24 protein-coding genes are annotated in these 25,232 nt (G+C 59.0%); 13 read left to right on the top strand and 11 right to left on the bottom strand.

What is annotated here, in order from left to right; all coding sequences use genetic code 11:
• Positions 1-70: 70 nt before the first annotated feature.
• From rlmD to B195_RS05770, 4 genes are all read right to left on the bottom strand, one after another.
• On the bottom strand, positions 71-1,423 hold the full coding sequence (rlmD, locus tag B195_RS05785) for a 23S rRNA (uracil(1939)-C(5))-methyltransferase RlmD (RefSeq protein ID WP_003442808.1): 1,353 nt from the start codon (positions 1,421-1,423) through the stop codon (positions 71-73).
• The gene (gene cysM / locus B195_RS05780; RefSeq protein WP_029612294.1) at positions 1,423-2,325 is read right to left on the bottom strand and encodes a cysteine synthase CysM; all 903 of its coding nucleotides are present in this window, start codon (positions 2,323-2,325) and stop codon (positions 1,423-1,425) included. The genes rlmD and cysM overlap by 1 nt, the downstream gene beginning before the upstream one ends.
• Before the next feature lie 200 nt (positions 2,326-2,525).
• Positions 2,526-3,890, bottom strand: coding sequence for a cell wall metabolism sensor histidine kinase WalK (locus tag B195_RS05775; protein ID WP_003442814.1), 1,365 nt, complete (start codon positions 3,888-3,890; stop codon positions 2,526-2,528).
• Positions 3,880-4,608: a response regulator transcription factor gene (locus B195_RS05770; protein ID WP_010655749.1), complete on the bottom strand. Its 729-nt coding sequence runs from the start codon at positions 4,606-4,608 to the stop codon at positions 3,880-3,882. Before B195_RS05770 ends, B195_RS05775 begins: the two co-directional genes overlap by 11 nt.
• A 200-nt stretch (positions 4,609-4,808) precedes the next feature.
• Between B195_RS05770 and B195_RS05765 the strand changes: the two genes are divergently transcribed.
• Genes B195_RS05765 through B195_RS05750 form a run of 4 tightly spaced genes read left to right on the top strand, consistent with a single transcriptional unit; the run spans position 4,809 to position 9,497 of the window.
• A complete protein-coding gene (locus B195_RS05765; RefSeq protein ID WP_003442820.1) occupies positions 4,809-7,574 on the top strand; it encodes a response regulator in 2,766 nt (921 codons plus the stop codon).
• A gap of 44 nt (positions 7,575-7,618) precedes the next feature.
• Positions 7,619-8,608, top strand: a complete 990-nt coding sequence (locus B195_RS05760; protein ID WP_003442823.1) for a 2-hydroxyacid dehydrogenase — start codon at positions 7,619-7,621, stop codon at positions 8,606-8,608.
• A 50-nt stretch (positions 8,609-8,658) separates the two neighbouring features.
• Positions 8,659-9,096 (top strand): hypothetical protein, encoded by a 438-nt coding sequence (locus B195_RS05755; protein WP_003442826.1) that lies wholly within the window; start codon positions 8,659-8,661, stop codon positions 9,094-9,096.
• A complete protein-coding gene (locus tag B195_RS05750) occupies positions 9,093-9,497 on the top strand; it encodes an META domain-containing protein (protein ID WP_003442829.1) in 405 nt (134 codons plus the stop codon). Before B195_RS05755 ends, B195_RS05750 begins: the two co-directional genes overlap by 4 nt.
• 87 nt (positions 9,498-9,584) lie before the next feature.
• Here B195_RS05750 and B195_RS05745 read toward each other — a convergent pair whose 3' ends face one another.
• Positions 9,585-10,049 (bottom strand): TlpA disulfide reductase family protein, encoded by a 465-nt coding sequence (locus B195_RS05745; protein ID WP_003442832.1) that lies wholly within the window; start codon positions 10,047-10,049, stop codon positions 9,585-9,587.
• A 126-nt stretch (positions 10,050-10,175) separates the two neighbouring features.
• Between B195_RS05745 and arsC the strand changes: the two genes are divergently transcribed.
• From arsC to B195_RS05730, 3 genes are read left to right on the top strand one after another with little or no spacing between them, the layout of a single operon-like run.
• Positions 10,176-10,529 carry an arsenate reductase (glutaredoxin) gene (arsC, locus tag B195_RS05740; protein ID WP_003442835.1) on the top strand — a complete coding sequence of 118 codons (354 nt, stop codon included), beginning with the start codon at positions 10,176-10,178 and terminating at the stop codon, positions 10,527-10,529.
• Positions 10,526-11,131: an NAD(P)H:quinone oxidoreductase gene (wrbA, locus tag B195_RS05735; RefSeq protein WP_003442838.1), complete on the top strand. Its 606-nt coding sequence runs from the start codon at positions 10,526-10,528 to the stop codon at positions 11,129-11,131. Before arsC ends, wrbA begins: the two co-directional genes overlap by 4 nt.
• Positions 11,124-11,537, top strand: a complete 414-nt coding sequence (locus tag B195_RS05730; RefSeq protein WP_003442841.1) for a DUF2069 domain-containing protein — start codon at positions 11,124-11,126, stop codon at positions 11,535-11,537. Before wrbA ends, B195_RS05730 begins: the two co-directional genes overlap by 8 nt.
• Positions 11,538-11,766: 229 nt before the next feature.
• On the opposite strand, the gene B195_RS05720 is transcribed toward B195_RS05730, so the two are convergent.
• A complete protein-coding gene (locus B195_RS05720) occupies positions 11,767-12,438 on the bottom strand; it encodes a DNA-3-methyladenine glycosylase I (protein WP_003442842.1) in 672 nt (223 codons plus the stop codon).
• Positions 12,439-12,462: 24 nt separating this feature from the next.
• Positions 12,463-13,287, bottom strand: a complete 825-nt coding sequence (gene ttcA / locus B195_RS05715; protein WP_003442843.1) for a tRNA 2-thiocytidine(32) synthetase TtcA — start codon at positions 13,285-13,287, stop codon at positions 12,463-12,465.
• Positions 13,288-13,555: 268 nt separating this feature from the next.
• Between ttcA and B195_RS05710 the strand changes: the two genes are divergently transcribed.
• Together B195_RS05710 and B195_RS05705 are read left to right on the top strand one after the other, a co-directional pair.
• Positions 13,556-14,158 (top strand): Yip1 family protein, encoded by a 603-nt coding sequence (locus tag B195_RS05710; protein WP_003442844.1) that lies wholly within the window; start codon positions 13,556-13,558, stop codon positions 14,156-14,158.
• Between the two features lie 155 nt (positions 14,159-14,313).
• Positions 14,314-14,808, top strand: coding sequence for a SprT family zinc-dependent metalloprotease (locus B195_RS05705; RefSeq protein ID WP_003442845.1), 495 nt, complete (start codon positions 14,314-14,316; stop codon positions 14,806-14,808).
• A gap of 49 nt (positions 14,809-14,857) precedes the next feature.
• On the opposite strand, the gene B195_RS05700 is transcribed toward B195_RS05705, so the two are convergent.
• The 3 genes from B195_RS05700 to B195_RS05690 form a co-directional block, all read right to left on the bottom strand.
• Positions 14,858-16,192 carry a dicarboxylate/amino acid:cation symporter gene (locus B195_RS05700; RefSeq protein ID WP_003442846.1) on the bottom strand — a complete coding sequence of 445 codons (1,335 nt, stop codon included), beginning with the start codon at positions 16,190-16,192 and terminating at the stop codon, positions 14,858-14,860.
• A 309-nt stretch (positions 16,193-16,501) separates the two neighbouring features.
• Positions 16,502-17,848: an ATP-binding protein gene (locus B195_RS05695; RefSeq protein WP_003442847.1), complete on the bottom strand. Its 1,347-nt coding sequence runs from the start codon at positions 17,846-17,848 to the stop codon at positions 16,502-16,504.
• Complete coding sequence (locus tag B195_RS05690) at positions 17,845-18,522, bottom strand: response regulator (protein WP_003442848.1); 678 nt, start codon at positions 18,520-18,522, stop codon at positions 17,845-17,847. The genes B195_RS05695 and B195_RS05690 overlap by 4 nt, the downstream gene beginning before the upstream one ends.
• Positions 18,523-18,657: 135 nt before the next feature.
• On the opposite strand from B195_RS05690, the gene B195_RS05685 reads away from it, so the two are divergent.
• From B195_RS05685 to B195_RS05670, 4 genes are all read left to right on the top strand, one after another.
• Entirely contained in the window at positions 18,658-19,407 is a 750-nt protein-coding gene (locus B195_RS05685; protein WP_003442849.1) for a 4'-phosphopantetheinyl transferase, read from the top strand.
• Complete coding sequence (locus tag B195_RS05680) at positions 19,398-21,152, top strand: ATP-binding protein (RefSeq protein ID WP_003442852.1); 1,755 nt, start codon at positions 19,398-19,400, stop codon at positions 21,150-21,152. Before B195_RS05685 ends, B195_RS05680 begins: the two co-directional genes overlap by 10 nt.
• 3 nt (positions 21,153-21,155) lie before the next feature.
• Positions 21,156-22,490 (top strand): sigma-54 dependent transcriptional regulator, encoded by a 1,335-nt coding sequence (locus B195_RS05675; protein WP_003442853.1) that lies wholly within the window; start codon positions 21,156-21,158, stop codon positions 22,488-22,490.
• 212 nt (positions 22,491-22,702) lie between these two features.
• A complete protein-coding gene (locus B195_RS05670; protein ID WP_003442854.1) occupies positions 22,703-24,022 on the top strand; it encodes an MFS transporter in 1,320 nt (439 codons plus the stop codon).
• Positions 24,023-24,092: 70 nt separating this feature from the next.
• Here B195_RS05670 and B195_RS05665 read toward each other — a convergent pair whose 3' ends face one another.
• Entirely contained in the window at positions 24,093-24,848 is a 756-nt protein-coding gene (locus tag B195_RS05665) for a hypothetical protein (RefSeq protein ID WP_003442855.1), read from the bottom strand.
• Positions 24,849-25,232 lie beyond the last annotated feature (384 nt).

Raw genomic sequence — 25,232 nt, 5'->3', positions numbered from 1 at the left:
CCTAATACCAACCACGCGCTGCAGGGCTCAGCAGCACGGGGTTGCGGGCCAGTTGAAATAGACAGACGTCCTAGTCTGCTTCAAATAACGCCATCGCCTCGACATGCGCTGTTTGCGGGAACATATCGAGGATTGCGGCACGTTTTAACCGATAACCCTGCTTCATCAACTCAAGGGTGTCGCGCGCCAGCGTTGCCGGGTTGCACGACACATACACCAAACGTTTGGCACCCAGCCCCGCCAGTTTGCGCACCACTTCATAAGCCCCGTCACGCGGCGGGTCGAGCAGTACGGCGGCAAAGCCCTCTTTGGCCCAGGCTGCGTCGTCCAGCGGCTGCGACAAGTCCGCCTGGAAAAACGCTGCATTATTCAGCTTGTTACTGACCGCGTTTTGCGCGGCGCGTTCGACCATGGTCGCAACACCTTCGACAGCCACCACCTCGCGCACCTGGCTCGCCAGCGGTAATGCGAAGTTACCCAGCCCACAGAACAAGTCAAGAACCCGTTCATCAGCTTGCGGAGCAAGCCACGCTAATGCTTGAGACACCATCGCTTCGTTGACGCCGGCGTTGACCTGAACAAAATCGCCCGGGCGATAGGCCAACTCCAGATTCCACGTCTGCAAACGGTAGCCCAGGTTCTGGTTCACATCGACCGGCTGTGGCCCGGCGTCGCCATGCAGCCACAGCTGGGCGTCATGGGTACGGCAAAATGCTTGTAAAACCTGCATGTCGGCATCGTTAAGCGGTGCCATATGACGCAGCAACACGGCAATCGCCGAACCGCTGAACAGTTCGACATGCCCCAAAGACTTGGGATTGCTCAGTTGACGCAACATGGCAGGCAACCCGGCCATGATAGGTTGCAATGCCTGTACCAACACCAAACAGTGATCGATGGCCACGATGTCCTGACTGCCGGCAGCGCGGAAACCGACCTCCAGGTGCTTGGCCCGCGCATCCCAGCGCACGGCAATGCGTGCCCGGCGGCGATAGCCAAACTCGGGGCCGGTCAGCGGCGGCGCCCACTCCTGAGGTTCGACACCGGCCACGCGGGACAGTTGCTCGGCGAGCATGCGCTGTTTAAGTGCAAGCTGCTCTTCATGGGGCAAATGTTGCAGGCTGCAACCACCGCATTTACCTGCATGGGCACAAGGGGCCACGCGTCGTACGTCGCTGGCCTTGAACACGCGCTCGGTGCGCGCTTCGACGACTTTACCGTGCGCCCCCAGAACCCGTGCTTCTACTTCCTCTGCGGCCAGGGCGCCCGAGACAAACCAGGTACGCCCTTCTACAAAGGCTATGCCACGGCCATCGTTGGCCAGACGCTCGATGTTCAAACGCTGTTTTTTGCCCACAGGCACTTGCGCAGCCTTGGTACCGCCAGCTGGCTGGAAGCGCAGCCCTCTTTCTTGCTTAGCCATCAGTTCGGCTCATCGTAAATGCCGGTCGACAGATAACGATCGCCCCGGTCGCAAATGATCGCGACCATCACCGCATTTTCGACCTCCTGGGACAAGCGCAGCATCGCTGCCACTGCCCCGCCTGAAGACACACCGCAGAAAATGCCTTCTTCCCGGGCCAGGCGACGCGTCACGTCTTCGGCTTCGCGCTGGGCCATGTCGACGATCCGGTCAACCCGGTCGGCCTGATAAATCTTGGGCAGATACTCATGTGGCCAACGACGGATGCCCGGAATGGCGGCGCCCTCCATCGGCTGCAAACCGACGATCTGCACGTTCGGGTTTTGCTCTTTGAGATAGCGCGAAACGCCCATGATGGTGCCGGTGGTACCCATCGAACTGATGAAGTGGGTGATCGTACCCTGGGTCTGGCGCCAGATTTCCGGGCCGGTGCTGGTGTAATGCGCCTCGGGGTTATCACCGTTGGCGAACTGATCGAGCACCTTGCCACGGCCTTCGGCCTGCATCTTGTCGGCCAGGTCGCGGGCCCCTTCCATGCCCTCTTCCTGGCTGACCAGAATCAGCTCGGCGCCATAGGCGGTCATGGCGGCCTTGCGCTCGGCACTGGAATTGTCGGGCATGATCAGGATCATCTTGTAGCCCTTGATCGCGGCAGCCATCGCCAGCGCAATCCCGGTATTGCCCGAGGTGGCTTCAATCAAGGTATCGCCGGCCTGGATCTGGCCGCGGTTTTCGGCGCGGCTGATCATCGACAGAGCCGGGCGATCCTTGACCGAACCCGCAGGGTTATTCCCTTCGAGCTTGAGCAACAAGGTATTGGTGGTGTCTCCCGCCAGGCGCTGCAAGCGCACCAGCGGGGTGTTGCCGACGCAATCGGCGATAGTTGGGTACTGCAATATCATGGCGTATTCGCAATCCAGACCGCGGGGCCGCACATCATACCGACAAACGCCCACAGCCCATATCACGCAAAGTACGGTGCTTATGGCGAAAGGCTATAAGCCTCCCGGGCAAACACTGCAAACCCGGTGGCAGACGGCTTGCCTGTGAGGTGAACAACCGGGGTGAAAAAACCCCAGCGCCGGCAAGCCCCCACAAGTAATCAGGGCTGCCCGGAACTGGCCGGTAACCGGATATGCACCCGCAAGCCCGGCCCGACATTTTCCGCCCACAAACTGCCGCCCTGCAGCCGCAGCGCATTGCGCGCAATGCTCAGGCCCAGACCAAAGCCACCATCACCCGGACGTGAACCATCGAGCCGGGTAAAGGGGGCGAAGATCCGTTCCAGCTCTTCAGGCGCCACCCCGCCGCCCTGATCATCGAGCCACAAATGCCACATCTCGCCCTCGCGCTGCCCGTTCAGACTGACAGTACCTTCGGCCGGAGAGTGACGAATGGCATTACGCAGGATGTTCTCCAGGGCCTGGGCCAGGCTGTTCAAATGCCCTCGCACCCAACAATCAGCTTCAACAAAGCAGGGCAACCGCGATTGCGGCCAGCCACTTTCAAAGCCGGCGTTTTCAGTGAGCATCTCCCACAGCGCCTGGATCTGAATGTCTTCCACCGGCAACGGCCCGCGTTCGGCATCCAGCCAGGCCAGTTGCAGGGTGTCTTCGACCAGCCGCTGCATGCCATCAACTTCACGGCCCAGACGTTCGCGCAGGGCCTCAAGGTCCTGCTCGCTGTCACAGGCCACCCGCAGCCGACTCAAAGGCGTTCGCAGCTCATGGGACAAGTCGCGCAGCAGTTGTTGCTGCTGGTTGACGGTACTTTGCAGGCGCTCGGACATTTGATCGAATGCCCGCCCCAGGTCCCCCAGCTCGTCCTGACGGCTGGTGGTCTGGCTCGACAGCCTTGTACCCAGCTGATCGGCCCGCCAGGCGCTGGCCTGCTCGCGCAAATGGTTCAGCGGCACGATCAGTAAGCGGTACAGCCCCACACACAGCAGCAACGTGAACAGGCCCGGAATCACACCGTTGGTGAGAATGCGCCAGATCAGTTGCGAATGGCCCGGCATAAAGCGCTGGGGCAGTTCAATAATCAGGTACCCCGCAGAACTATCCTTGGGGAACGGCACCTTGATCCACGGCCGGGCCGTTCTGACGTGGCTGATGGGCCAGTCCAGACCGCGCAGAAAGGTCATTCGCTGACTTTCGGTCTCGCTCAACGGATAACTGCTGAGTACTTGCAGGTCCTGCCCCACCACACCGATCCAGCCCGGTTCCTTGCGCCCCATCTTCTGCAACCACTGGTCGACACCCGCTTGCTGGCCGGTCTCCCAGGCGCGTTCGGCCTCCCCCGCATAGCGCACCAGGGTGCTCTGTGCCAGCTCGGTTAAATAGCCGGTGCGCTTGTCCATGTAGCGGCCCCATGACCAACTGAGCCAGATCATCAACAAACAAAAAGCCACCAGCAAACACGCCAGTTTCCAGAACACCGAATGCTTGCCGGGCACCTTACAGCGCATCGCTGGCACTCAAGACGTACCCCTTGCCCCACACGGTACGCACTTCCCGTGTGTGGTAGCCGATGGTTTTGAGTTTTCGCCGGATCTGGCTGATATGCATGTCCAGGCTGCGGTCGTGGGCCGCATAGCCACGCTGCAGCACCTGTTGATAGAGGAATGCCTTGCTCAGTACTTCATCAGGATTGCGCTGCAGCGTGTCGAGCAAACGGTATTCACTGCGGGTCAGGCCGGCCCATTGCTGGCCATAGCGCACATCGGCAGTTTCTTCATCGACAAACAGCTCGCACTCGCCCGGGGCCCCATCCGCCACCGGTGCCTGGCGCGGCATGCGGTCCAGCGCGACCCGGCGCAGGATGGCCTGAATCCGCACCCGCAATTCGGCCATGCTGAACGGTTTGGGCAAGTAGTCATCGGCTCCCAGCTGAAAGCCGCTGATACGATCCGCCTCGGCCCCCAGGGCAGACATCAGAATCACTGGCAGTGCATGGGTCTGGCGCAATTGCGTGAGCACCTGCAGGCCATTCATGCCCGGCAGCAGGATATCCATCAGCACCACGTCAAACGGTTCTTGCCGGGCACGTGCCAGCCCCTCCTGACCGTTTTGACACCAAACGACCTCAAACCCGCAGCGCAGCAACTGCTCATGCAGGTAGGCGCCCAGTACAGGGTCGTCTTCAATCGCCAACAGGCGGGACGGGCTAACAGCTACGGGATTCATTAGCGTCTGCAAGTAATTCTCAATCATCGATTATTCAATATTGGGCCACCACGAGCAACCGGCACAGGGTCTACAAAGCCTGATCCAGGCCTTGACGACAAATTTTCACGGATTTGCCATGCTTCAAATGGCTACACTGGCACCTGGCCTGCGCCGGACGCTCAGGAAACACTTATAAGAATGTAGGGCTGGAGAGTTGCGTGCTTAAGAACCTGGGTATCAAAGGTCGTGTGTTGTTGCTCACGTTATTGCCCGTCACGCTGATGGCGATGGTACTGGGTGGCTACTTCACGTGGTTGCAGCAGTCAGAGCTGCAAGCGCAACTGTTGCAACGCGGCGAAATGATCGCCGAACAGCTCGCCCCCCTGGCTGCCCCCGCAATGGGCCGCAATGACATTGCCCTGCTGACCCGCATCGCCAACGAAGCCCTGGAACAACAAGATGTAAGGTCCGTGGCATTCCTTGATGCCAACCACGAACCCCTGGTGCATGCCGGCCCGACCATGATCAACCAGCCGCCACTGGGTTACGGCACCCAACTACAGCAGCGCTCCGACAACGATGCCACACGCTATCTGTTGCCCGTATTTGGTCGTCATCGCAACCTGGCGGGCGATGTAATACCTAACGAAGCCCATCGCCTGCTGGGCTGGGTCGAGCTTGAACTGTCCCATAACAACATGCTGCTGCGCGGCTACCGCAGCCTGTTTGCCAGCTTGATGCTGATTGTCAGCGGACTGGTGTTTACCACGCTGCTGGCATTGCGTTTGAGTCGCACGATCAATGCTCCCCTGGACCGGATCAAACATGCCGTGTCCCAGCTCAAGGACGGCAAGTTGCAAACCCGCTTGCCACCCCTGGGCAGCCACGAGCTGGACGAACTGGCCTCCGGCATCAACCGCATGGCCGAAACCCTGCAAAATGCCCAGGAAGAACTGCAACACAGCGTCGACCAAGCCACCGAGGACGTGCGTCAAAACCTCGAAACCATCGAGATCCAGAACCTGGAGCTCGATCTGGCCCGCAAGGAAGCGCTTGAGGCCAGCCGCATCAAGTCCGAATTTCTGGCCAACATGAGCCACGAAATCCGCACCCCGCTCAATGGCATCCTGGGCTTCACCCACTTGCTGCAAAAAAGCGAGCTGACACCCCGCCAGTACGATTACCTGAGCACCATAGAGAAATCTGCCGACAGCCTGCTGGGCATCATCAACGAGATTCTGGACTTCTCGAAAATCGAAGCCGGCAAGCTGGTACTGGACAGTACCCCGTTCAACCTGCGCGACCTGTTGCAGGACACCTTGACCATCCTTGCCCCGTCAGCCCACGAAAAAAGCCTGGAGCTGGTCAGTCTGGTCTACCGCGACACCCCCCTGTCGCTGATTGGCGATCCGTTACGGCTCAAGCAAATCCTCACCAACCTGGTCAACAACGCCATCAAGTTCACCCGCGAGGGCACGATTGCGGTGCGGGCCATGCTCGAAGATGAAGATGACAATAATGCCGACGGCTGCGTGCAGTTGCGCATCAGCGTGCAAGACACAGGTATCGGCCTGACCAGCCAGGATGTACGGGCACTGTTCCAGGCCTTTAGCCAGGCCGACAATTCCCTGTCACGCCAACCCGGCGGTACTGGCCTGGGACTGGTCATTTCCAAGCGTCTGGTGGAACAGATGGGCGGCGAAATTGGCGTTGAGAGCACCCCCGGCGAAGGCTCGGTGTTCTGGATCAGCGTCAAGCTGCCCAAAGCCCGCGACGATGCTGAAGATTTGCCCGCCGCCCCGCTGCCGGGCCGGCGCGTAGCCTTGCTGGAGAAACACGATCTGGCACGCCAGGCATTGCAGCATCAACTGGAAGACTGCGGACTTGAAGTCACGCCGTTTACCACCCTGGAGAAGCTCACCAATTGCGTGACCGGTGCCCATCAGACGCCTCAGGCCATTGATCTGGCGGTCCTTGGGGTCACGGCCAAAGACATGCCGCCCGAGCGCCTCAACCAGCATATTTGGGACCTCGAACATATGGGCTGCAAAGTCCTGGTGCTGTGCCCGACCACCGAGCAGGTCCTGTTCAATACGGCGGTGCCCAATCCCCACAGCCAGTTGCAATCCAAACCTGCCTGCACCCGGAAACTGCGGCGCACCCTGGCCGACCTGATCAACCCGCGACAGGCCCGCACCGAGCCCGGCGAACTGCTGGCCAGCCGTGCACCGCGGATTTTGTGCGTCGATGACAACCCGGCCAACCTGTTGCTGGTGCAAACCCTTCTGGAAGACATGGGGTCCAAGGTAACGGCCGTGGACAGCGGCTATGCAGCCATTGAAGCGGTCAAGAATGAAGCCTTCGACCTGGTGCTGATGGACGTCCAGATGCCCGGCATGGACGGGCGGGAAACCACCGAAGTGGTGCGCCAGTGGGAAACCGGGCAGCACAATGCGCCGCTGCCCATTGTCGCGCTGACGGCCCACGCCATGGCCAACGAAAAACGCGCCCTGCTGCAGAGCGGCATGGACGACTACCTGACCAAACCCATCAGCGAACGGCAGTTGGCGCAAGTGGTGCTGAAGTGGACCGGGCTGGCGTTGCGCAATCAAGTCCAGGACAGCGGCTACGAGCCTGCCCGCCCCAACGCCAAACTACCGATTCTTGATCACGAAGAAGGCCTGCGACTGGCCGCTGGCAAAGCCGATCTGGCTATCGACATGCTGGCCATGCTTCTGGCCTCGCTGGAGGCAGATCGTGAAGCGATCCTGTTGGCGCGCAAGGACCAGGACAACAATGCACTGATCGAACGCGTACACCGTCTGCACGGTGCAACACGTTACTGCGGGGTACCGCAATTGCGTGCCGCCTGCCAGCGCAGCGAAACCCTGCTCAAGCAAGAAAGCCCGCACGCCTACGCCGCCCTCAACGAACTGGACGAGGCCATTATCCGCCTGGCCAAAGAGGCACGCAGTACCGCGTAACCAGGCAAGACCGTCACCACCCCACACACCCCAAGGAAGATCTCATGCGCACGATCCTGTTCAGCAGCCAGACCTACGACCGCGACAGTTTTACTGCCGCCGCGCAACCCGAGGGTCTTGAACTGCACTTTCAACCGGCGCGCCTGAGCCTCGATACTGCGGCCATTGCCCATGATTACGAGGTGGTCTGCCCGTTTATCAACGACGATTTGAGTGCCCCGGTACTGGAGCAACTGGCCGCTGGAGGAACCCGCCTGATCGCCCTGCGCTCGGCCGGCTACAACCATGTCGATCTTGCCGCCGCCAAGCGCCTGGGTTTGAGCGTTGTGCGGGTTCCCGCCTACTCGCCCCATGCTGTGGCAGAACATGCCGTGGCCCTGATCCTGGCGCTTAACCGCCGCCTGCACCGCGCCTACAACCGAACCCGCGAAGGCGACTTCACTCTGCACGGGCTGACCGGCTTTGACCTGGTCGGCAAGACCGTCGGCGTGGTCGGAACCGGCCAGATCGGCGCGACCTTCGGCAAAATCATGGCCGGCTTCGGCTGCAAGCTGCTGTGCTTTGACCCGTATCCAAATGCACAACTGCTGGCACTGGGTGCGCAGTATGTAAGCTTGCCCGAGCTGCTGGCAGGCTCGCATATCATCAGCCTGCACTGCCCGCTGACTGCGGATAACAAGCACCTGATCAACAGCCAGTCGCTGGCGACCCTCAAACATGGCGCCATGCTGATCAATACCGGGCGCGGTGCACTGGTCAACACACCGGCACTGATCGAGGCGCTGAAAAGTGGTCAGTTGGGCTACCTGGGACTGGATGTGTACGAGGAGGAAGCCCAGCTGTTCTTTGAGGACCGCTCCGATTTACCGTTGCAGGATGACGTGCTGGCGCGGCTGCTGACCTTCCCCAACGTGATCATTACTGCGCACCAGGCCTTTCTCACCCGCGAGGCACTCAGCGCGATTGCCGGCACCACACTGGACAACATTGCGGCCTGGAGCAACGGCACGCCACAAAACCTGATCGAAGGTTGAAAGGCCAGACCTCGGCTGCGTGCTAGCATAGCGGCCTATTTGGAGGACCCATGGTCGAACACGATTTTCGCTACAGCCTGCTTAACCCGCAGCACACCCTGATTGAATGCCGCGCCCTGGCGCCAGGCCTGTATCAAGTCACCGGCAACGGTGGCTCGATCCAGACCGGTGACGTACTGATCGTGACGCTCAAAGGCAGCAAGGACTTGTCCATGCGCCTGACCGTCGACAAAGTGCGCCACCTGATCAACCCGCGCGGCCAGTGGGTTGCCGTCACCAAAGGACCGGTTTTCGGTGAGTTGGCGATTCATCAATGGCAAGTCAATTGCGATGCCTGTGGCAAAGAACTGAAGTTCGAGTTCGCGGTAGACGCCAAGCTCGGTACCAAAGCGCAGAAACCTGCCGCCAGCCTGCGCATTGCCGAGCTGGGCTGGAGCACTGAAGGCAGCAAGCACCAGTGCCCGCAATGCCAAAAGGCCGCGCTATGAAACACCTGACCCTGTTGGCATTGCTGGGCGCAAGCCTGGCAGGCTGCGCAGGCGATCCGGTGCAATTGCAGCACAACCGTGCCTACGTCGTGGAATGGATTGGCGAGCGGCCACTGATGGATTACAGCCATCTGACCGTGACCTTCGATGAAGGCGGCCGGGCCTATGGCAACGGTGGTTGTAATCATTGGTTTGCGCCCTACACTCTGGACGGCGACAAACTGACCTTTGGTGGCGTCGGCAGCACTCGCAAAGCCTGTGCTCCGGCGTTGATGGAGCAGGAGCAACGATTCTTCGAAGCCCTGCAAACCGTACAGCGCTGGGACATCTCCCCGATCGAACAGGTGCGTTTCTGGCCTGCCGAAGGCAAGCCGTTGCGGCTGTGGCCTGAAGAAGGCTGATTGCCGCGCCACTGCAGCAGCGGGCCGGTTCGTGATCTTTGAAGATTAAAAGATCACGAGCACGCTCGCTTCTACAGGGCAGCGGGCTTAATTACCGCGTAGTTCCTTGATCTTGGCCAATACCCCGGCGGCGGTCTGCTCGCCCATCATCTGCGCCATGACCTTGCCCTTCTCATCAATGATGTAGGTCACCGGCAATGCTTCGCTGCGCGGCAGATCAAAATGCTCGGCCGGATCTTGCGCCAGCACGGTGAAGGTGATGCCCATCGCAGAACTGGCATCGCTCAGTTCCTTGCCCTGCAAGCCATCGTAGTTCACCCCGAACACGCCCACCGACTGCCCCTGCAACTGCTTCTCCAGCTCATTGAGTTCCGGGATTTCAATGCGGCACGGGCCACACCACTCGGCCCAGTAATTAATGACCTTCCATTGCTTGTCCAGACGCTCGGATGCGACCTTCTGTCCATGTTGATCGACCCCGTAATCAATACCGCAACCGCTCAGCAGTAACGTGGTGGCGACGGTAACTACCGCCAAAAGCCGCTTAAACATGTGTTGATCCTTGTGGGTAAATACAGTCAAAAAGTCTTTGTACGGCGGCCAATCACCGCATGCGGTTCAGACACGCTCGCCAGACGGGTAGAATAGCCGCCACCTTACGCAAGATGCGACCCGCACATGACCGATCTGACGCTTTATCACAATCCGCGCTGCTCGAAATCCCGCGGTGCGCTGGAAATCCTTGAAGCCCGCGGCCTCACCCCGACCGTGGTGCGCTACCTCGATACCCCTCTGGACGCTGCGCAATTGCACAGCCTGCTGGGCAAACTCGACATCAGCCCGCGCCAGTTGCTGCGCACCGGCGAAGAGGAATACAAAACCCTCAACCTGGGCGATGCCGGCCTCAGTGACGAGGATTTGATCGCCGCGATGGCCGCACACCCCAAATTGATCGAACGTCCGATTCTGGTGGCAGGTGATAAAGCGGTCATTGGCCGTCCGCCTGAAAAAGTCCTGGAGATCCTGCCGTGAGCACACCCTACATTCTGGTGCTGTATTACAGCCGCAATGGCTCGACCAATGAAATGGCCCGGCAAATCGCCAGGGGCATCGAGCAGGGCGGCCTTGAAGCGCGCTTGCGCACCGTGCCGGCCGTCTCCAGCGAATGCGAAGCCGTGGCTGCGGACATTCCGGCCGAGGGCGCGCTGTATGCCAGCCTTGACGACCTGAAAAACTGCGCCGGTCTGGCGCTCGGCAGCCCGACCCGTTTCGGCAACATGGCCGCCCCGCTCAAGTACTTTCTGGATGGCACCAGCAACCTGTGGCTGACCGGTGCCCTGGTCGGCAAGCCTGCCGGCGTGTTCACCTCCACCGCCAGCCTGCACGGCGGCCAGGAAACCACCCTGCTGTCGATGATGATGCCCTTGCTGCATCACGGCATGCTGATCACCGGCCTGCCTTACAGTGAGACATCGCTGCTCAATACCACGGGCGGCGGCACTCCCTACGGTCCCAGCCACCATGCCGGAGCGGATGGCAAGCGCAAGCTGGACGAGCACGAAGTAGCCCTGTGCCGGGCACTGGGGCAGCGCCTGGCGACCACCGCCCTGAAACTGGAGAACACCCGTGGCTAAAAAGCCAAAAGTGTTGCCCTCCATCGAGTGGCTGGCACCCCGGGTAAAGCTGATGCGGGTACTGAGCCTGGTGAGCTTCTTCGGGCTGGTCGGCCTGCTCTGCGTCTATTACCTGGGGTTCGCCAACCTGCATGGCGCGCGCCCCTGGGTGATCTTGCTGATCGAACTGGTGCCGCTGATGTTTCTGGTGCCGGGCATGCTGATGGGCAGCGCACGCGGGCACTCGTTCACCTGCTATGTGGTCAACCTGTACTTGATCAAAGGTGCACTGGCCGCATTCGACCCGAACCGGCAGGTGTTCGGTTTGCTGGAAATCGCAGCCAGCGTGGCAGTGTTTTGCAGTGCCATGCTGTATGTGCGCTGGCGCTATCAACTGGACCGCCGGCTGGCGGGTGAAGGCGCTTGAACCCATCGCTGGCAAGCCAGCTCCCACAAGTTAAATGCACGCTCTGTGGGAGCTGGCTTGCCAGCGTGGCAGCGTTTGGCAGCGCCATGCAGCATGTGCGCTGGCGCTATCAACTGGACCGCCGGCTGGCGGGTGAAGGCGCTTGAATCCATCGCTGGCAAGCCAGCTCCCATAAGTTATATGCATACTCTGTGGGAGCTGGCTTGCCAGCGATAAAAACGCCCTAATGTCAGTGATTAACCGTGAACGCCAGCATCTGTGACAACTGACACATGGGCCGGCCGCTTTCGGCATGCCATTGATTGAAAGCGTTCTGCACTATCGCCAGGTCGCGCAAGCTGGTCGGTGCCTTGTCCACCAGTTGCTGCGCATTCAGCGCCGCCACCACGTCATAGCTCGGCACAAAAGTGTCCTTGCCGACCATGCGTAAAAAGCGCGGCGCCGACAGCCCGCCCAACTGGTGACCGTGCTTGGCCAGGTATTTCCACAGCCCAACAATATCGGTCACCGGCCAGTCGGCAATAAAGGCGCCGAAACTGCCGTGTTCCCTGGCAATGTCGAGCACCATCTGCGCGTTGCGCGGCACGCTTTTGAGCTTGCCCAGGTGACGGATGATCCGCGCATCCTGCATCAGACGCTCCAGATGCTCGGCCCCCATCAGCACCACTTTTTCAGGGTCGAAACCGAAAAAAACCTGCTCAAATACCGGCCACTTGGCATCCACCACACTGTGCTTGAGCCCCGCGCGAAACACCCGCAAGGCCAGGGTCGACAGGTAGCGATCGTCACTGATCCGGCGCAACTGCTCAGCAGTTTTGGGGACGGGCAACTCGGCTTCCAGGGCGGCTGACGAACCAAAGCGATTCAAACAATATTCATGCAGCCATTTGTAGTCGCGCATGCCCTCTCCTCTTGGCTATCAGACTTACAGATTGAGCAGATTGACGAACCGCGGTGCGGCGTTTTGGTCAATCTTCAGGCTCTTGAAGTCGTACAGGTTACGGTCCGCCAGTTGCGACGGCATCACGTTTTGCAGGCTGCGAAAGATACTCTCGGTGCGGCCCGGCGTCTTGCGCTCCCATTCCACCAGCATGTCTTTAACCACCTGACGCTGCAGGTTCTCCTGGGAGCCGCACAAATTGCACGGAATAATCGGGAACTGCTGCCAATCGGAGTAGGCCTGGATGTCTTTCTCGTTGCAGTAGGCCAACGGCCGGATGACCACGTTGCGACCGTCATCGGAGCGCAGCTTGGGCGGCATCGCCTTGAGGTTGCCATTGAAGAACATGTTGAGGAAGAAGGTTTCAACGATGTCATCGCGATGATGCCCCAGGGCCATCTTGGTCGCACCTATCTCATCGGCAAAGGTGTACAGCGTGCCGCGCCGCAAGCGCGAGCACAGCGAGCAGGTGGTTTTGCCTTCAGGAATCAGTTCCTTGACCAGCGAGTAGGTGTCTTTTTCAACGATGTGATATTCCACACCCAATGACTTCAGATAGGCCGGCAACACGTCCTCGGGAAAGCCCGGCTGTTTCTGGTCCATGTTCACGGCGACGATTTCGAACTGGATGGGCGCGACCTTTTGCAGGTGCAGCAGCACATCCAGCAGCGTGTAGCTGTCTTTACCACCCGACAGGCAGACCATCACCTTGTCGCCGTGCTCAATCATGTTGAAGTCGGCCACAGCCTCACCGGTCAGTCGGCGCAAGCGTTTCTGGAGTTTATTTTGAGAGACCGAAAGAGTGCCCATAGCGCTTCAAATCCGCGAGTTAAGACCAAAAACCGGGGATTTTACTTAAAAAAACCCGCTGTACGAAGCCCCTGCAAAGGTTAAAGACAGCAACGCGATAAGCCGGCGCCTGACAGCGCAATATGCTCTAAGGGCCCGGGTTCATTGGGCATCAGTTTTCCTATACTGCGACTAAGGCCGCATGCCCATGTATCTGAACCCACCATCTGGCTGCGCGACCGGCACGTGTCCCTCTGGGGGCGATGCGTTTTTTACAGGAGCGATAGCCATGATCCATCACGTAGTGGGGCTTTTCACCCATCCCGATCAAGAGTGGCGCGAAATCCGTGGCGATGCAGAGGAAAGCATCGGCCACATGTACTTCACCCACACCCTGATTTTGGCTGCCATACCGGCCATTTCGGCGTTTATCGGCACCACACAGGTCGGCTGGTCCATCGGCAGCCGGGCAGCAGTGATGCTGACCACCGACAGCGCCTTGTGGATGACCCTGATGTCCTATATCGCGATGCTGGCGGGCGTAGGCGTGATGGGAGCCTTTATTCACTGGATGGCGCGTACTTATGATGCGCAACCAAGCATGGCCCGTTGCATCGCCTTCGCCACTTACACTGCTACGCCCCTGTTTATCGGGGGACTGGCCGCTCTGTATCCGCATATGTGGCTGGGCATGATGGTCGGCACCGCGGCCATTTGTTACACCGTGTACCTGCTTTATGTCGGCCTGCCGACCTTTATGAACATCGACCCGGACGAAGGGTTTTTGTTTTCCAGTTCAGTGCTGGCAGTCGGCCTGGTGGTGCTCGTCGCGATCATGGCGTTTACCGTGATCATCTGGGGCCTGGGGGTAGGTCCGGTCTATACCAACTGAGCGCAAACCCTGCAGGCGCGAGGGTTGGGGTTGAAAAACCTCGCGAGCACGCTCGCTCCTGCAGGTACAGAATGGTTGTATGACCATTGGGCGTGATCAGCTTCGGAACTCCTGCCGCTTGCGGCATAATCGCCAGCTCTGGAGAACCGAACCGCATGCCCGAGTTGCTCAATACCCGCGTCGAAGACTGTTTTCAACAGGCCGAAAAATTTTTCAAACGCCCTTTCAAACGCCCCGTGGTCAGCCTCAAGCTACGTGGGCAAAAGGCCGGTGTCGCGCATTTGCACGAAAACCTGCTGCGTTTCAATCCACAGCTGTACCGCGAAAACAGTGAAGACTTCATCAAGCAAACAGTCGCTCACGAGGTCGCTCACCTGATTGCCCACCAATTGTTTGGCGACCGCATCACGCCCCATGGCGAAGAGTGGCAGTTGATCATGCGCGGGGTCTATGAACTGCCGCCCAACCGCTGCCACACCTACGCCATCAAACGCCGCAGCGCCATGCGCTATATCTACCGCTGTCCTTGCCCGGACAGCGATTTTGCGTTTTCCGCCCAGCGCCACGGCCTGGTCAAGCAAGGTCGTGGCTACCTGTGCCGGCGCTGCCGCAACACGCTGGTGTTCAGTGGTGAAACCCGCGTCGAATGAACAGGCATAAAAAAACCCATCCGAAGATGGGTTTTTTATCCGCCTGAGCTTACTTCGACAGTACCGGGGCCGCGCCTTCAGCTACGCCCAGGTCGTCCACAGGACGCATGTCATTCAACGGGCTGCCACCGGAGCTGAGCTCCACCTGCAGCTTGTCTTCGTCCAGTTCCTTGACCCACTTGGCAACCACCAGCGTGGCGACAGCGTTACCAATCAGGTTGGTCAGGGCACGGGCTTCGGACATGAAACGGTCGATACCCAGAATCAGCGCCAGACCGGCAACCGGCAAGTGGCCTACAGCCGACAAGGTCGCGGCCAGTACGATAAAGCCACTGCCGGTCACGCCTGCAGCGCCTTTGGACGACAACAGCAGCACCAGCAACAGAGTGATCTGGTGAGTGATGTCCATGTGGGTGTCAGTCGCTTGCGCAATGAACACGGCAGCCATGGTCAGGTAGATCGAAGTGCCATCGAGGTTGAACGAGTAGCCGGTCGGAATGACCAGCCCCACTACCGACTTCTTCGCCCCCAGACGCTCCATCTTCACCAGCATGCGTGGCAGGGCCGATTCCGACGAGGAGGTGCCCAGAACGATCAGCAGCTCTTCACGGATGTAGCGAATCAGCTTGAGGATGCTGAAGCCGTGAGCGCGAGCGATGCCGCCCAGTACGACCAGTACGAACAACACGCAAGTGATGTAGAAGCAGATCATCAACTGACCCAGCTGCACCAGCGAACCCACACCGTAGGCACCGATGGTGAACGCCATGGCACCCAGCGCACCCAGTGGCGCCAGCTTCATGATCATGTTGATGATGTTGAACATCACGTGGGCGAAGCGATCGATAAAGTCCAGCACCGGCTTGCCGTAAGCACCCAGTCGATGCAGGGCGAAACCGAAGATCACCGAGAACATCAGCACTTGCAGGATGTCGCCATTGGCAAACGCGCCGACGATGGTCGAAGGGATCACGTTAAGGATGAAACCAACGATGCTCTGGTCCGCACCGGCAGTCACGTAGGCCGCTACTTTGGAGGCGTCCAGGGTGGCCACATCAATGTGCATGCCCGCGCCCGGTTGAACCACGTTCACCACAACCAGCCCGATCAGCAGGGCGATGGTCGACACTACTTCAAAGTAGAGCAACGCATAACCACCGGTCTTGCCGACCGACTTCATGCTTTGCATGCCGGCGATACCGCTCACCACCGTACAGAAAATAATGGGCGCGATTACCATCTTGATCAGTTTGATAAAGCCATCACCCAGGGGTTTGAGTGCAACCCCGGTTTCCGGGTAGTAATGGCCCAGCAAAATACCGATAGCAATCGCTACGATCACTTGCAAATACAGGGATTTGTACAGTGGCTGACGAGTCGTCATTGCAAAGTTCCTCAAGTGCATCACTCAGTCGTCATTCCATCTGAGACCGGTGATACCCAAAGCGCGAACCCTCCTGTACTTGGAGGGATTTGTTGTGTTGAGCTGCTCTAGCGGCAGACCTCTCACAACACACTTTGCAAGGCGCGGGCCACATTGAACAAAAGCCTCGCAATAGCGCAGGCGACTCGCCTGGAGGGAAATAGCGCAGGGATCTTGTCGGACAATAGTTGGCGGGTTTCCGCCTTTTCGAAGGGGAGAGGCGGCGCAGATGGCGGATATCCGCCTTAAACAGACCGCCCCTGCTGGGGATTACAATGCCGGGAAATGAATTCGAAATGCCGCCCCGCCCAGGGATGAGTCATCCAGGGTGAGTTTGGCGTCATAACTTTCAATGATGTCCTTGACCACTGCCAGCCCGATACCCTGCCCCGGGTGCTGGCGATCCAGACGTTCGCCGCGGCGCAAGATCCGAGCGCGCTGATCAGCCGGTACGCCGGGACCATCGTCTTCCACGCAGACTTCAACCCCATAAGCATTGCGATGCAAGCTGATGCGCACTTGTCCAAGACACAGTCGATAGGCGTTTTCCAGCAGGTTGCCCAGTAACTCCAGCAACGCATTTTGTTCAATGGGCACATGACTCAATGGCGGGATGTCACAACTGACCTTGACCCGTTTGTCGCGGTAGACCTTGTCCAGCGTGTTACACAGGCTTTCAACCACCGGAATCAGCTCCACCTGGTGGCGTACCAGACCGCTCTTGCGCAAGCTGGCGCGCTGCAACTGATAGCTGATTTGCTGATTCATGCGTTCAATCTGACTTTGCAGCACCCAGGCCTGTTCACGATCTTGCGGACGCTGGGCCATGCTTTCACTGACGCCTTGCAGCACCGCTAACGGGGTTTTCAAGCTGTGGGCCAGATCGTCGAGGGAATCACGATAACGCGTACGTTGCTCGCGCTCACTTTGCAGCAGACGGTTCAATGAGCCGGTCAAACGCAGCAACTCACGAGGATGCTGTTCGCTGAGGCTTTCGCGCTCACCGGATTCAATCTGGTCCAGCTCCTGGCTCAAACGTCGCAAGGCACGTAACCCCCAAGTCAAACCGATCCACAGCAAAGCCAGCAGTACACCCAGGGCCGCACCGAACCCCAGATAGAGGTTTTCACGCAGCCCCTCGAGGGTCAGGTTGTACTCTCGCATTGGTTGCAGGGCGACAAAGCTGAACGCTGCACTTTTGCCGCCCAGCAGTTTGACCTCGACATCGTAGACAAAGAACTCTTCGCCATTGTCTTCACGAATACTCGCAAACTCGTTACCGCGCCCGTCGTAGCGAGGTTTGTAGTTGATGGATTCTTCTTGAGTCGCCCGCGAGCGCCAGACCTGACGCCCCTCGCGGTCATAGATATAGCCGAGCATCCGGCTGTCAGGCAGATTCAGCTCTTCGTCCGGCAGCAATGCCGGCATTTTCAAATGATTTCTTTCAACCCTGGCCGCCGAGATCAGCGTACTCACATCGGATGCCAAGCGTTGCTCGATCGCATCCTTGAGCGCCAGGCTGAACGCCCCCTGCATCGCCGGTAACAGCGCAAGCATAAAGAGCACGGCCAACAGTGTGGCCGCCAGCATCAATCGAACGCGAAGCGAACGGATCAACGACAGCGCTCAGTAAACAGGTACCCCAAACCGCGTACCGTATCGATTGGCTTAAAGCCGTTTGCCCCCTCAAGCTTGCGTCGCAGGCGCCCGACCAGCACCTCGATCACATTCGGATCACGTTCCTCGTCATCCGGGTACAGCTGTTCCATCAGTCGGTCCTTGGCCACCACCTGCTGGTGATGGCGCATCAGGTATTCAAGTATCCGGTATTCATAGGCGGTCAACGCCAGGGGTTCGCCCTCAAGTACTGCCTGCTTGCGATTGATGTCCAGCACCAGTTCGCCAGCGACAATGGTTGAATGGGTGAAACCACTGGAACGACGCAGCAATGCATTCAGACGTGCTTCCAGTTCTTCGAACTGGAACGGCTTGACCACATAATCGTCGGCCCCTGCTGCCAGCCCTTCGACCTTGTCCTGCCAGTTGCCACGAGCCGTGAGGATCAGGATCGGGAAAGTCTTGCCGCGCTTGCGCAGTTCGCGAATCAGCTCGAGACCGCCCAAACCCGGCAATCCCAGATCAATCATCGCCAAATCATGATTGAACTGCCCGGTCTGGTACAAAGCCTCTTCGGCATTGGCCACCGACTCGACCACATGGCCATTTTCGGTCAGACGGGTTTGCAAGTGATGGCGCAATAACGCCTCATCTTCAACCACCAGCAATTTCATTGCGCTCTCCCAGGCAAAAACCGCGTCTTGAAGGACGTGCGTCCTATATAGCTTAGCCACACACAGTATGTCGTGTGCCCTGAACATACTCTGAACAATTGCACAGCATGGCCGCCAGCCTGCAAAATGCCCGACATGAATCGACTCCCCGCACTGCCTGCCTGTTGCACCCCGCTGCGTGACGAATGGCCCTTGCCCCAAGCGTTGCCGGGCAGCGTATGGTTCAGCACCGGTTTCACCCCTGCCCGGCTCACGGCTGACGATTTTGCGAGCAGTGCCATTGAGATGCCTGCAAGTATTCAACGCTCTGTGGCCAAACGCCAAACCGAATTTCTCGCCGGCCGGGTCTGCGCTCGCGCCGCCATGCTGCAACTGGACGGCACCCGGGCCATCCCGGCCATTGGTGAAGATCGCGCCCCCGTGTGGCCCGCCCACATCAGCGGGGCAATCACCCACAGCAATGGCACCGCTGCGGCCATCGTCGGCCTTAAAAGCCAGTGGCAAGGGCTGGGCATGGACCTCGAAAACATGCTCAGTACCGAGCGGGCCGAACGCCTGGCCAAGGAAATCCTCACCCCCGATGAACTGCGGGCCATGGCCGCCGGTGCAGCCCAAGACATTGCGCTGCTGGTGACGCTGACCTTTTCCGTCAAGGAAAGCCTGTTCAAGGCCCTCTTCCCGCTGGTGAAAAAACGCTTTTACTTTGAGCATGCGCAGGTGCTGAGCTGGTCCCGCGAAGGCCATGTCCGCCTGCGCCTGCTCACTGACCTGTCGCCTGAATGGCAGCAGGGCCAGGAGCTGGACGCGCAATTTGCGCTGTACCACGGGCAATTGCTGAGCCTGGTAGCGATCAGCGCTGCAAGCGACTTCCCCGCATGCCGCTAACCTCCCGAGCCCTGCGACTGACGCTGTATTGCCTGTTGATTCTGGCCGGCGCAGTGATTGCCGGCGGCTGGGCCGTGCGCCAGGCCGAGCAGCATGCACTGGAAGAAAGTGCCCGCCGTGGTCCCGAGCAACTGAGTTTGTATGCCAACTCACTGCACACCCTGATTGAGCGTTATCGGGCTTTGCCCGCAGTGCTGGCGCTGGACTCTGAACTGGTCGCCGCCCTGAGTGCTCACATCACCCCTGAGGTCCAGGCGTCACTCAATCAAAAACTTGAGCGCATCAATGGCGCGGCACAGTCCTCAACCCTGGAGCTGCTGGACAGAACCGGGCTGGCGGTGGCTGCCAGCAACTGGAACACCTCCAACAGCTATGTAGGCCATAACTATGGCTTTCGGCCTTACTTCAGCCAGACCCGCAGCCAGGGCTCCGGGCGTTTTTATGCAGTGGGCGTGACCAGCGGCATTCCGGGGTATTTTTTGTCCAGCGCGGTACTCGATGCCCAGGGGCAATTTTCGGGGGCAATGGTGGTTAAACTGGAGTTTCCGCAGCTGGAGCGGGAATGGAATCATGGCAACGACATACTGCTGGTCAGCGATGCGCGGGGCATCGTATTTATCGCCAACCAGCCAGGCTGGCGTTACCGCCTTTTACGGCCGTTGAGTGACAGTGACCGCAGCGAAATCACCCTCACACGCCAGTATCACAACCAACCTCTGACCTTGCTCAAAACCCATACTTTGCGCAGCTTTGCCGAAAACAGCTTTCTGACCCGGGTCGACGCCCCCACTGGAGCGGCAGATTATTTGTGGGAATCTTTACCGCTAACGGCTGAAGGCTGGACCTTGCATCTGTTACGCCACCCCGTGGTCGCAGCCGAAGACAGCCGCAATGCCGCATTGGCGGCGATCGGCCTGTGGCTGACGCTGGTCTTTTCAGGATTGTTTCTCCTCCAGCGCTGGCGACTGGGCCGTTTGCGCCAGCGTAATCGTGAAGAACTGGAGCAACTGGTAGAAGCCCGCACCCGGGATCTGCGTACCGCTCAAGATGGCCTGGTGCAATCGGCCAAGCTCGCGGCGCTGGGGCAAATGTCGGCAGCGCTGGCCCATGAAATCAATCAACCGTTAACGGCTCAGCGCATGCAACTGGCAACCTTGCGCCTGTTGCTCGATCACGGCCGGGTCGACGATGCCTATAAAGCCCTGGTACCACTGGAGCAGATGTTGACGCGCATGGCGGCCCTCACGGGCCACCTCAAAACCTACGCCCGGCAAAGCCCGAGCGGCTTGCGCGAACGACTGGATCTGGCCAGCGTTGTGGATCAATCCCTGCAATTGCTCGAACCACGACTGAAGGAAGAAGAGATAGACCTGCAGGTTGAACTGGTACGCCCGGCATGGGTACGGGGCGATGCCATTCGCCTGGAACAGGTGTTGATCAACCTGTTGCACAACGCGCTGGATGCCATGGCGGACAAACCGCGCAAGCAATTGCAAATCCGCATCGAAGCCGATCAGCAACTCTGGAAATTGAGCGTCAGCGACAGCGGTGGCGGAATCGCCGAGGAGCACTTGGGTAAAGTGTTCGACCCTTTCTTCACCACCAAACCCGTGGGTGAAGGTTTAGGCTTGGGGCTGGCGGTGTCTTACGCCATTGTTCATGAAATCGGTGGACGTCTGACAGCCTGCAATCAGGTTGACGGCGCGCTCTTCACGCTGACGTTGCCCATCGCACAGGAATCTTGAAACATGCTCAATTCGGTTATCGTGGTCGATGACGAGGCCAGTATTCGCAATGCCGTTGAGCAATGGCTGAGCCTCAGCGGTTTTGACGTGCAGTTGTTCAGTTGCGCTGAAGATTGCCTGAGCCAGTTACCCGCACATTTCGCCGGTGTGATTGTCAGTGATGTGCGCATGCCGGGGATGGGGGGCCTGGCCCTGCTGAACCGCTTACAGCAGCTGGACCCGGATCTGCCGGTCATTCTTCTGACGGGCCATGGCGATGTCCCGATGGCGGTCGAAGCCATGCGCGATGGCGCTTACGACTTTCTGGAGAAGCCTTTTAGCCCCGAAGCGCTACTGAGCAGCCTTCGGCGCGCGCTGGAAAAGCGCCGGCTGGTACTGGAGAACCGTCGTTTGCACGAACAGGCAGACCTGCGCCAGCAGATCGACGGGCGCCTGCTCGGCATGTCCCGCAGCTTGCAGACCTTGCGCCGCCAGGTGATGGAACTGGCGCCGCTGCCGGTCAATGTGCTGATTCGCGGCGAAACCGGCAGCGGCAAAGAACTGGTCGCCCGCAGCCTGCATGACTTTGGCCCGCGGGCCGACAAACCTTTTGTCGCGCTCAATTGCGCGGCGATCCCCGAACAATTGTTTGAAGCCGAATTGTTCGGTCACGAAAGCGGCGCGTTCACCGGCGCCCAGGGCAAGCGCATAGGCAAACTGGAATATGCCGATGGCGGCACCTTGTTTCTGGATGAAATCGAAAGCATGCCACTGGCCCAGCAAGCCAAATTACTGAGGGTGCTGCAGGAGCAAAAACTCGAGCGCCTGGGCTCGAACCAGAGCATCGCGGTAGATTTGCGGGTGATCGCCGCAACCAAACCCGACTTGCTCGAAGAAGCCCGCGCCGGACGCTTTCGCGAAGACCTGGCCTATCGCCTGACGGTGGCCGAACTGCGCCTGGCACCTCTGCGCGAACGCCGTGAAGACATTCCGTTGTTGTATCAGTACTTTTCCCACACCGCGGCCGAGCGTCTGGGCCGTAGCGCGCGGCCACTCAGCGGGCCGCAGCTATCGCGTCTGCTGAGCCACGACTGGCCCGGCAACGTACGCGAACTGGCCAACGTTGCAGAACGTGACGTCCTGGGCCTGAGCGAACCCCAGTTTGAAGACCTCAATCCTGGCCAGTCCCTCGTGGCGCAACAGGAAGCCTTTGAAGCGCAATGCCTGCGGGCCGCCCTTAGCCGGCATAAAGGCGATATCAAGGCCGTGCTCAAGGAGCTGCAACTGCCGCGCCGCACCCTGAATGAAAAAATGCAGCGTCATGGACTGGTACGTGAGGCATTCACACAACCTCTGTAGGCCCGAGCTCTTCAGAGCGGCCGCGAACAGTTTGCGCGCCATATAGGCGGATTTCCGCTCATCCAAACATCCAGCCCGGCGGATACCCGCTCATTTCCTATCGTTCCCCCTTATAAACCGGGGGTTCAAGCCTTGGCACAACTCCTGCTATAGCCCTGCAAGCTCGCGTTTTGACGCGCTATAAAAAAACAAATAAAAGAAGGATCCATTTAATGGATAACTCAAGCTCCCTGTCTGCCGGGTCTGCTGCAACCCCGAAAGAAAGAACCACCTCCAGCCGCATCAAATCCATTTTCAGCGGTTCCGTCGGCAACATGGTCGAATGGTACGACTGGTATGTTTATGCCGCGTTCTCGCTGTACTTCGCCAAAGCCTTTTTCCCGAAAGGCGACACCACTGCCCAATTGCTCAATACCGCCGCGATCTTCGCCGTCGGCTTTTTGATGCGCCCGATCGGCGGCTGGCTGATGGGCCTGTACGCTGACCGCAAAGGCCGTAAAGCCGCGCTCATGGCTTCGGTACTGCTCATGTGCTTCGGCTCGCTGCTGATTGCCCTGTCCCCAGGTTACGAAACCATCGGCGTATGGGCGCCGGTCCTGCTGGTCTTCGCCCGCTTGCTGCAAGGCTTGTCGGTGGGTGGCGAGTACGGTACCTCGGCGACCTATCTCAGCGAAATGGCGACTAAAGAACGTCGCGGTTTCTTCTCCAGTTTCCAGTACGTCACCCTGATCTCGGGCCAGCTCATCGCGCTGGGCGTGTTGATCGTGCTGCAACAGACCCTGACCGAAGAGCAGCTGTATAGCTGGGGCTGGCGGATTCCGTTCGTGATCGGTGCCCTGTGTGCAGTGGTTGCCCTGTATCTGCGTCGCGGAATGGAAGAGACCGAGTCCTTCAAGAAGGTCAAAGCCGAGCCTAAAGAAAGCGCCATGCGCACGCTGATGCGTCATCCAAAAGAGTTGATGACCGTAGTCGGCCTGACCATGGGCGGCACACTGGCGTTCTATACCTACACCACTTATATGCAGAAATACCTGGTGAACACGGTCGGGATGAGCATCTCCGACTCCACCACCATTTCGGCCGCCACGCTGTTCCTCTTCATGTGCATCCAGCCCCTGGTGGGCGGGCTGTCCGACAAGGTTGGACGACGTCCGATCCTCATCGCCTTCGGTGTACTGGGTACCCTGTTCACCGTGCCGATCCTGACCACACTGCATACCATCACCACCTGGTGGGGTGCGTTTTTCCTGATCATGGCGGCGCTGATCATTGTCAGCGGTTACACCTCGATCAACGCCGTGGTGAAAGCCGAACTGTTCCCGACCGAAATCCGCGCTCTGGGTGTAGGCCTGCCTTACGCACTGACGGTATCGATCTTCGGCGGCACTGCTGAATACATCGCCCTGTGGTTCAAAAGTGCAGGTATGGAAACCGGCTATTACTGGTACGTGACGGCGTGTATCGCCTGTTCGCTGCTGGTGTACATCACGATGAAAGACACCCGCAAACATTCGCGGATCGAGACCGACTAAACGTCCCGGGCTCTGCAGGAGCGAGCTTTTAACAGAGCGCCAGACAAGCTCGCTCCTGCAAGTTCATCGTTTAAGACAACCCGGCCACCGCAGGCCGGGTTTGTTTGTTTTTGACATAGGCGGCGCCGGCGATCATCGCCACCAGTATCCCTGCCAGTACCAGCGACGAGCCGACAGTGCCGAAATCCAGTCCACCCTTGTCATGGGGCTTGGTCAGGAAGTCGCCCAGGGTCGCGCCAAAGGGTCGCGTCAGCACGAACGCCACCCAGAACAACACCACCGACGAGATGTTGCTCAAGTAACGTGCCAGCACCACAACCGCAATGGTTGCCCCGATGAACAAGGCACCTCCCGCAAAACCCAGCCCCGAATCATCCGCCAGGTAATCGCCCAGGGCGGTACCCAGGGTGTTGGAAAACAGAATCGCCACCCAATAGAACATCTCGCCGCGCGGGGTCTGCACCTTGCTGACGTTGAGTGACTCGCCGCTCCATTTCCACAGCGCAAAAATCGCCACCAGTATCGATACCAGAATCAATGAGCCCGTGGCGTAACCCAGGCCCAGTGTGCGGTCCATAAAGTCCGACATGGTGGTGCCGGCCGTACTGGTGGACAGAATCACCAACCAGTACAGCACCGGGTTGTAGGTTTTCGAGAACAACTGAGTCAGCAAGGTCAGAACGAACACGCTGATAAGGATCATCGAGCTAACGGCATAACCCACATTGAGGGTCATGGACAGCAAATCGCCGGCGGTTTCTCCCAGGGTCGTGGCGCAGATTTTCATCACCCAGAACGCAAGGGTGATTTGGGGAAGTTTATTCATCGGGTAAAGGCTCCAGGTGGCAGGGTGCAAAGCCGTTGCAGTTGTCGGCTTTTTTGCCCGCAGAAGACTGCTGCCCGCCCGGTGAAAAATAGGTAACGCGAAAATGAAAAGTCCGTCCGCGGGTGCAGTTTTTTTCAAGATTAATAGTCAGTTAATGCTGATAGCCCACTATCAATCTCAGCGAAACATCAGTTCATGGATGATTCGCAGCGCCCTCGGCCAACAAGCTGAGCAGCCTGCAGATCACATGATTGAGCGCGCCAATACATCGAATAAACTGATTACTTAGTGCTAATTTTTGCGCTTTTTAATCAATTTAATCGGCGTAGTCTTAAACCCATAGCAACGAAACATCCCGCTCTTCACAAGAGTCCGCAACAAGGA

Origin of the sequence: Pseudomonas sp. Lz4W (assembly GCF_000346225.2) — a bacterium.
Lineage (GTDB): Bacteria > Pseudomonadota > Gammaproteobacteria > Pseudomonadales > Pseudomonadaceae > Aquipseudomonas > Aquipseudomonas paraversuta.
The sequence above is the reverse complement of the archived record's forward strand: the minus strand, read 5'-3'. Positions and strand labels throughout refer to the sequence as shown.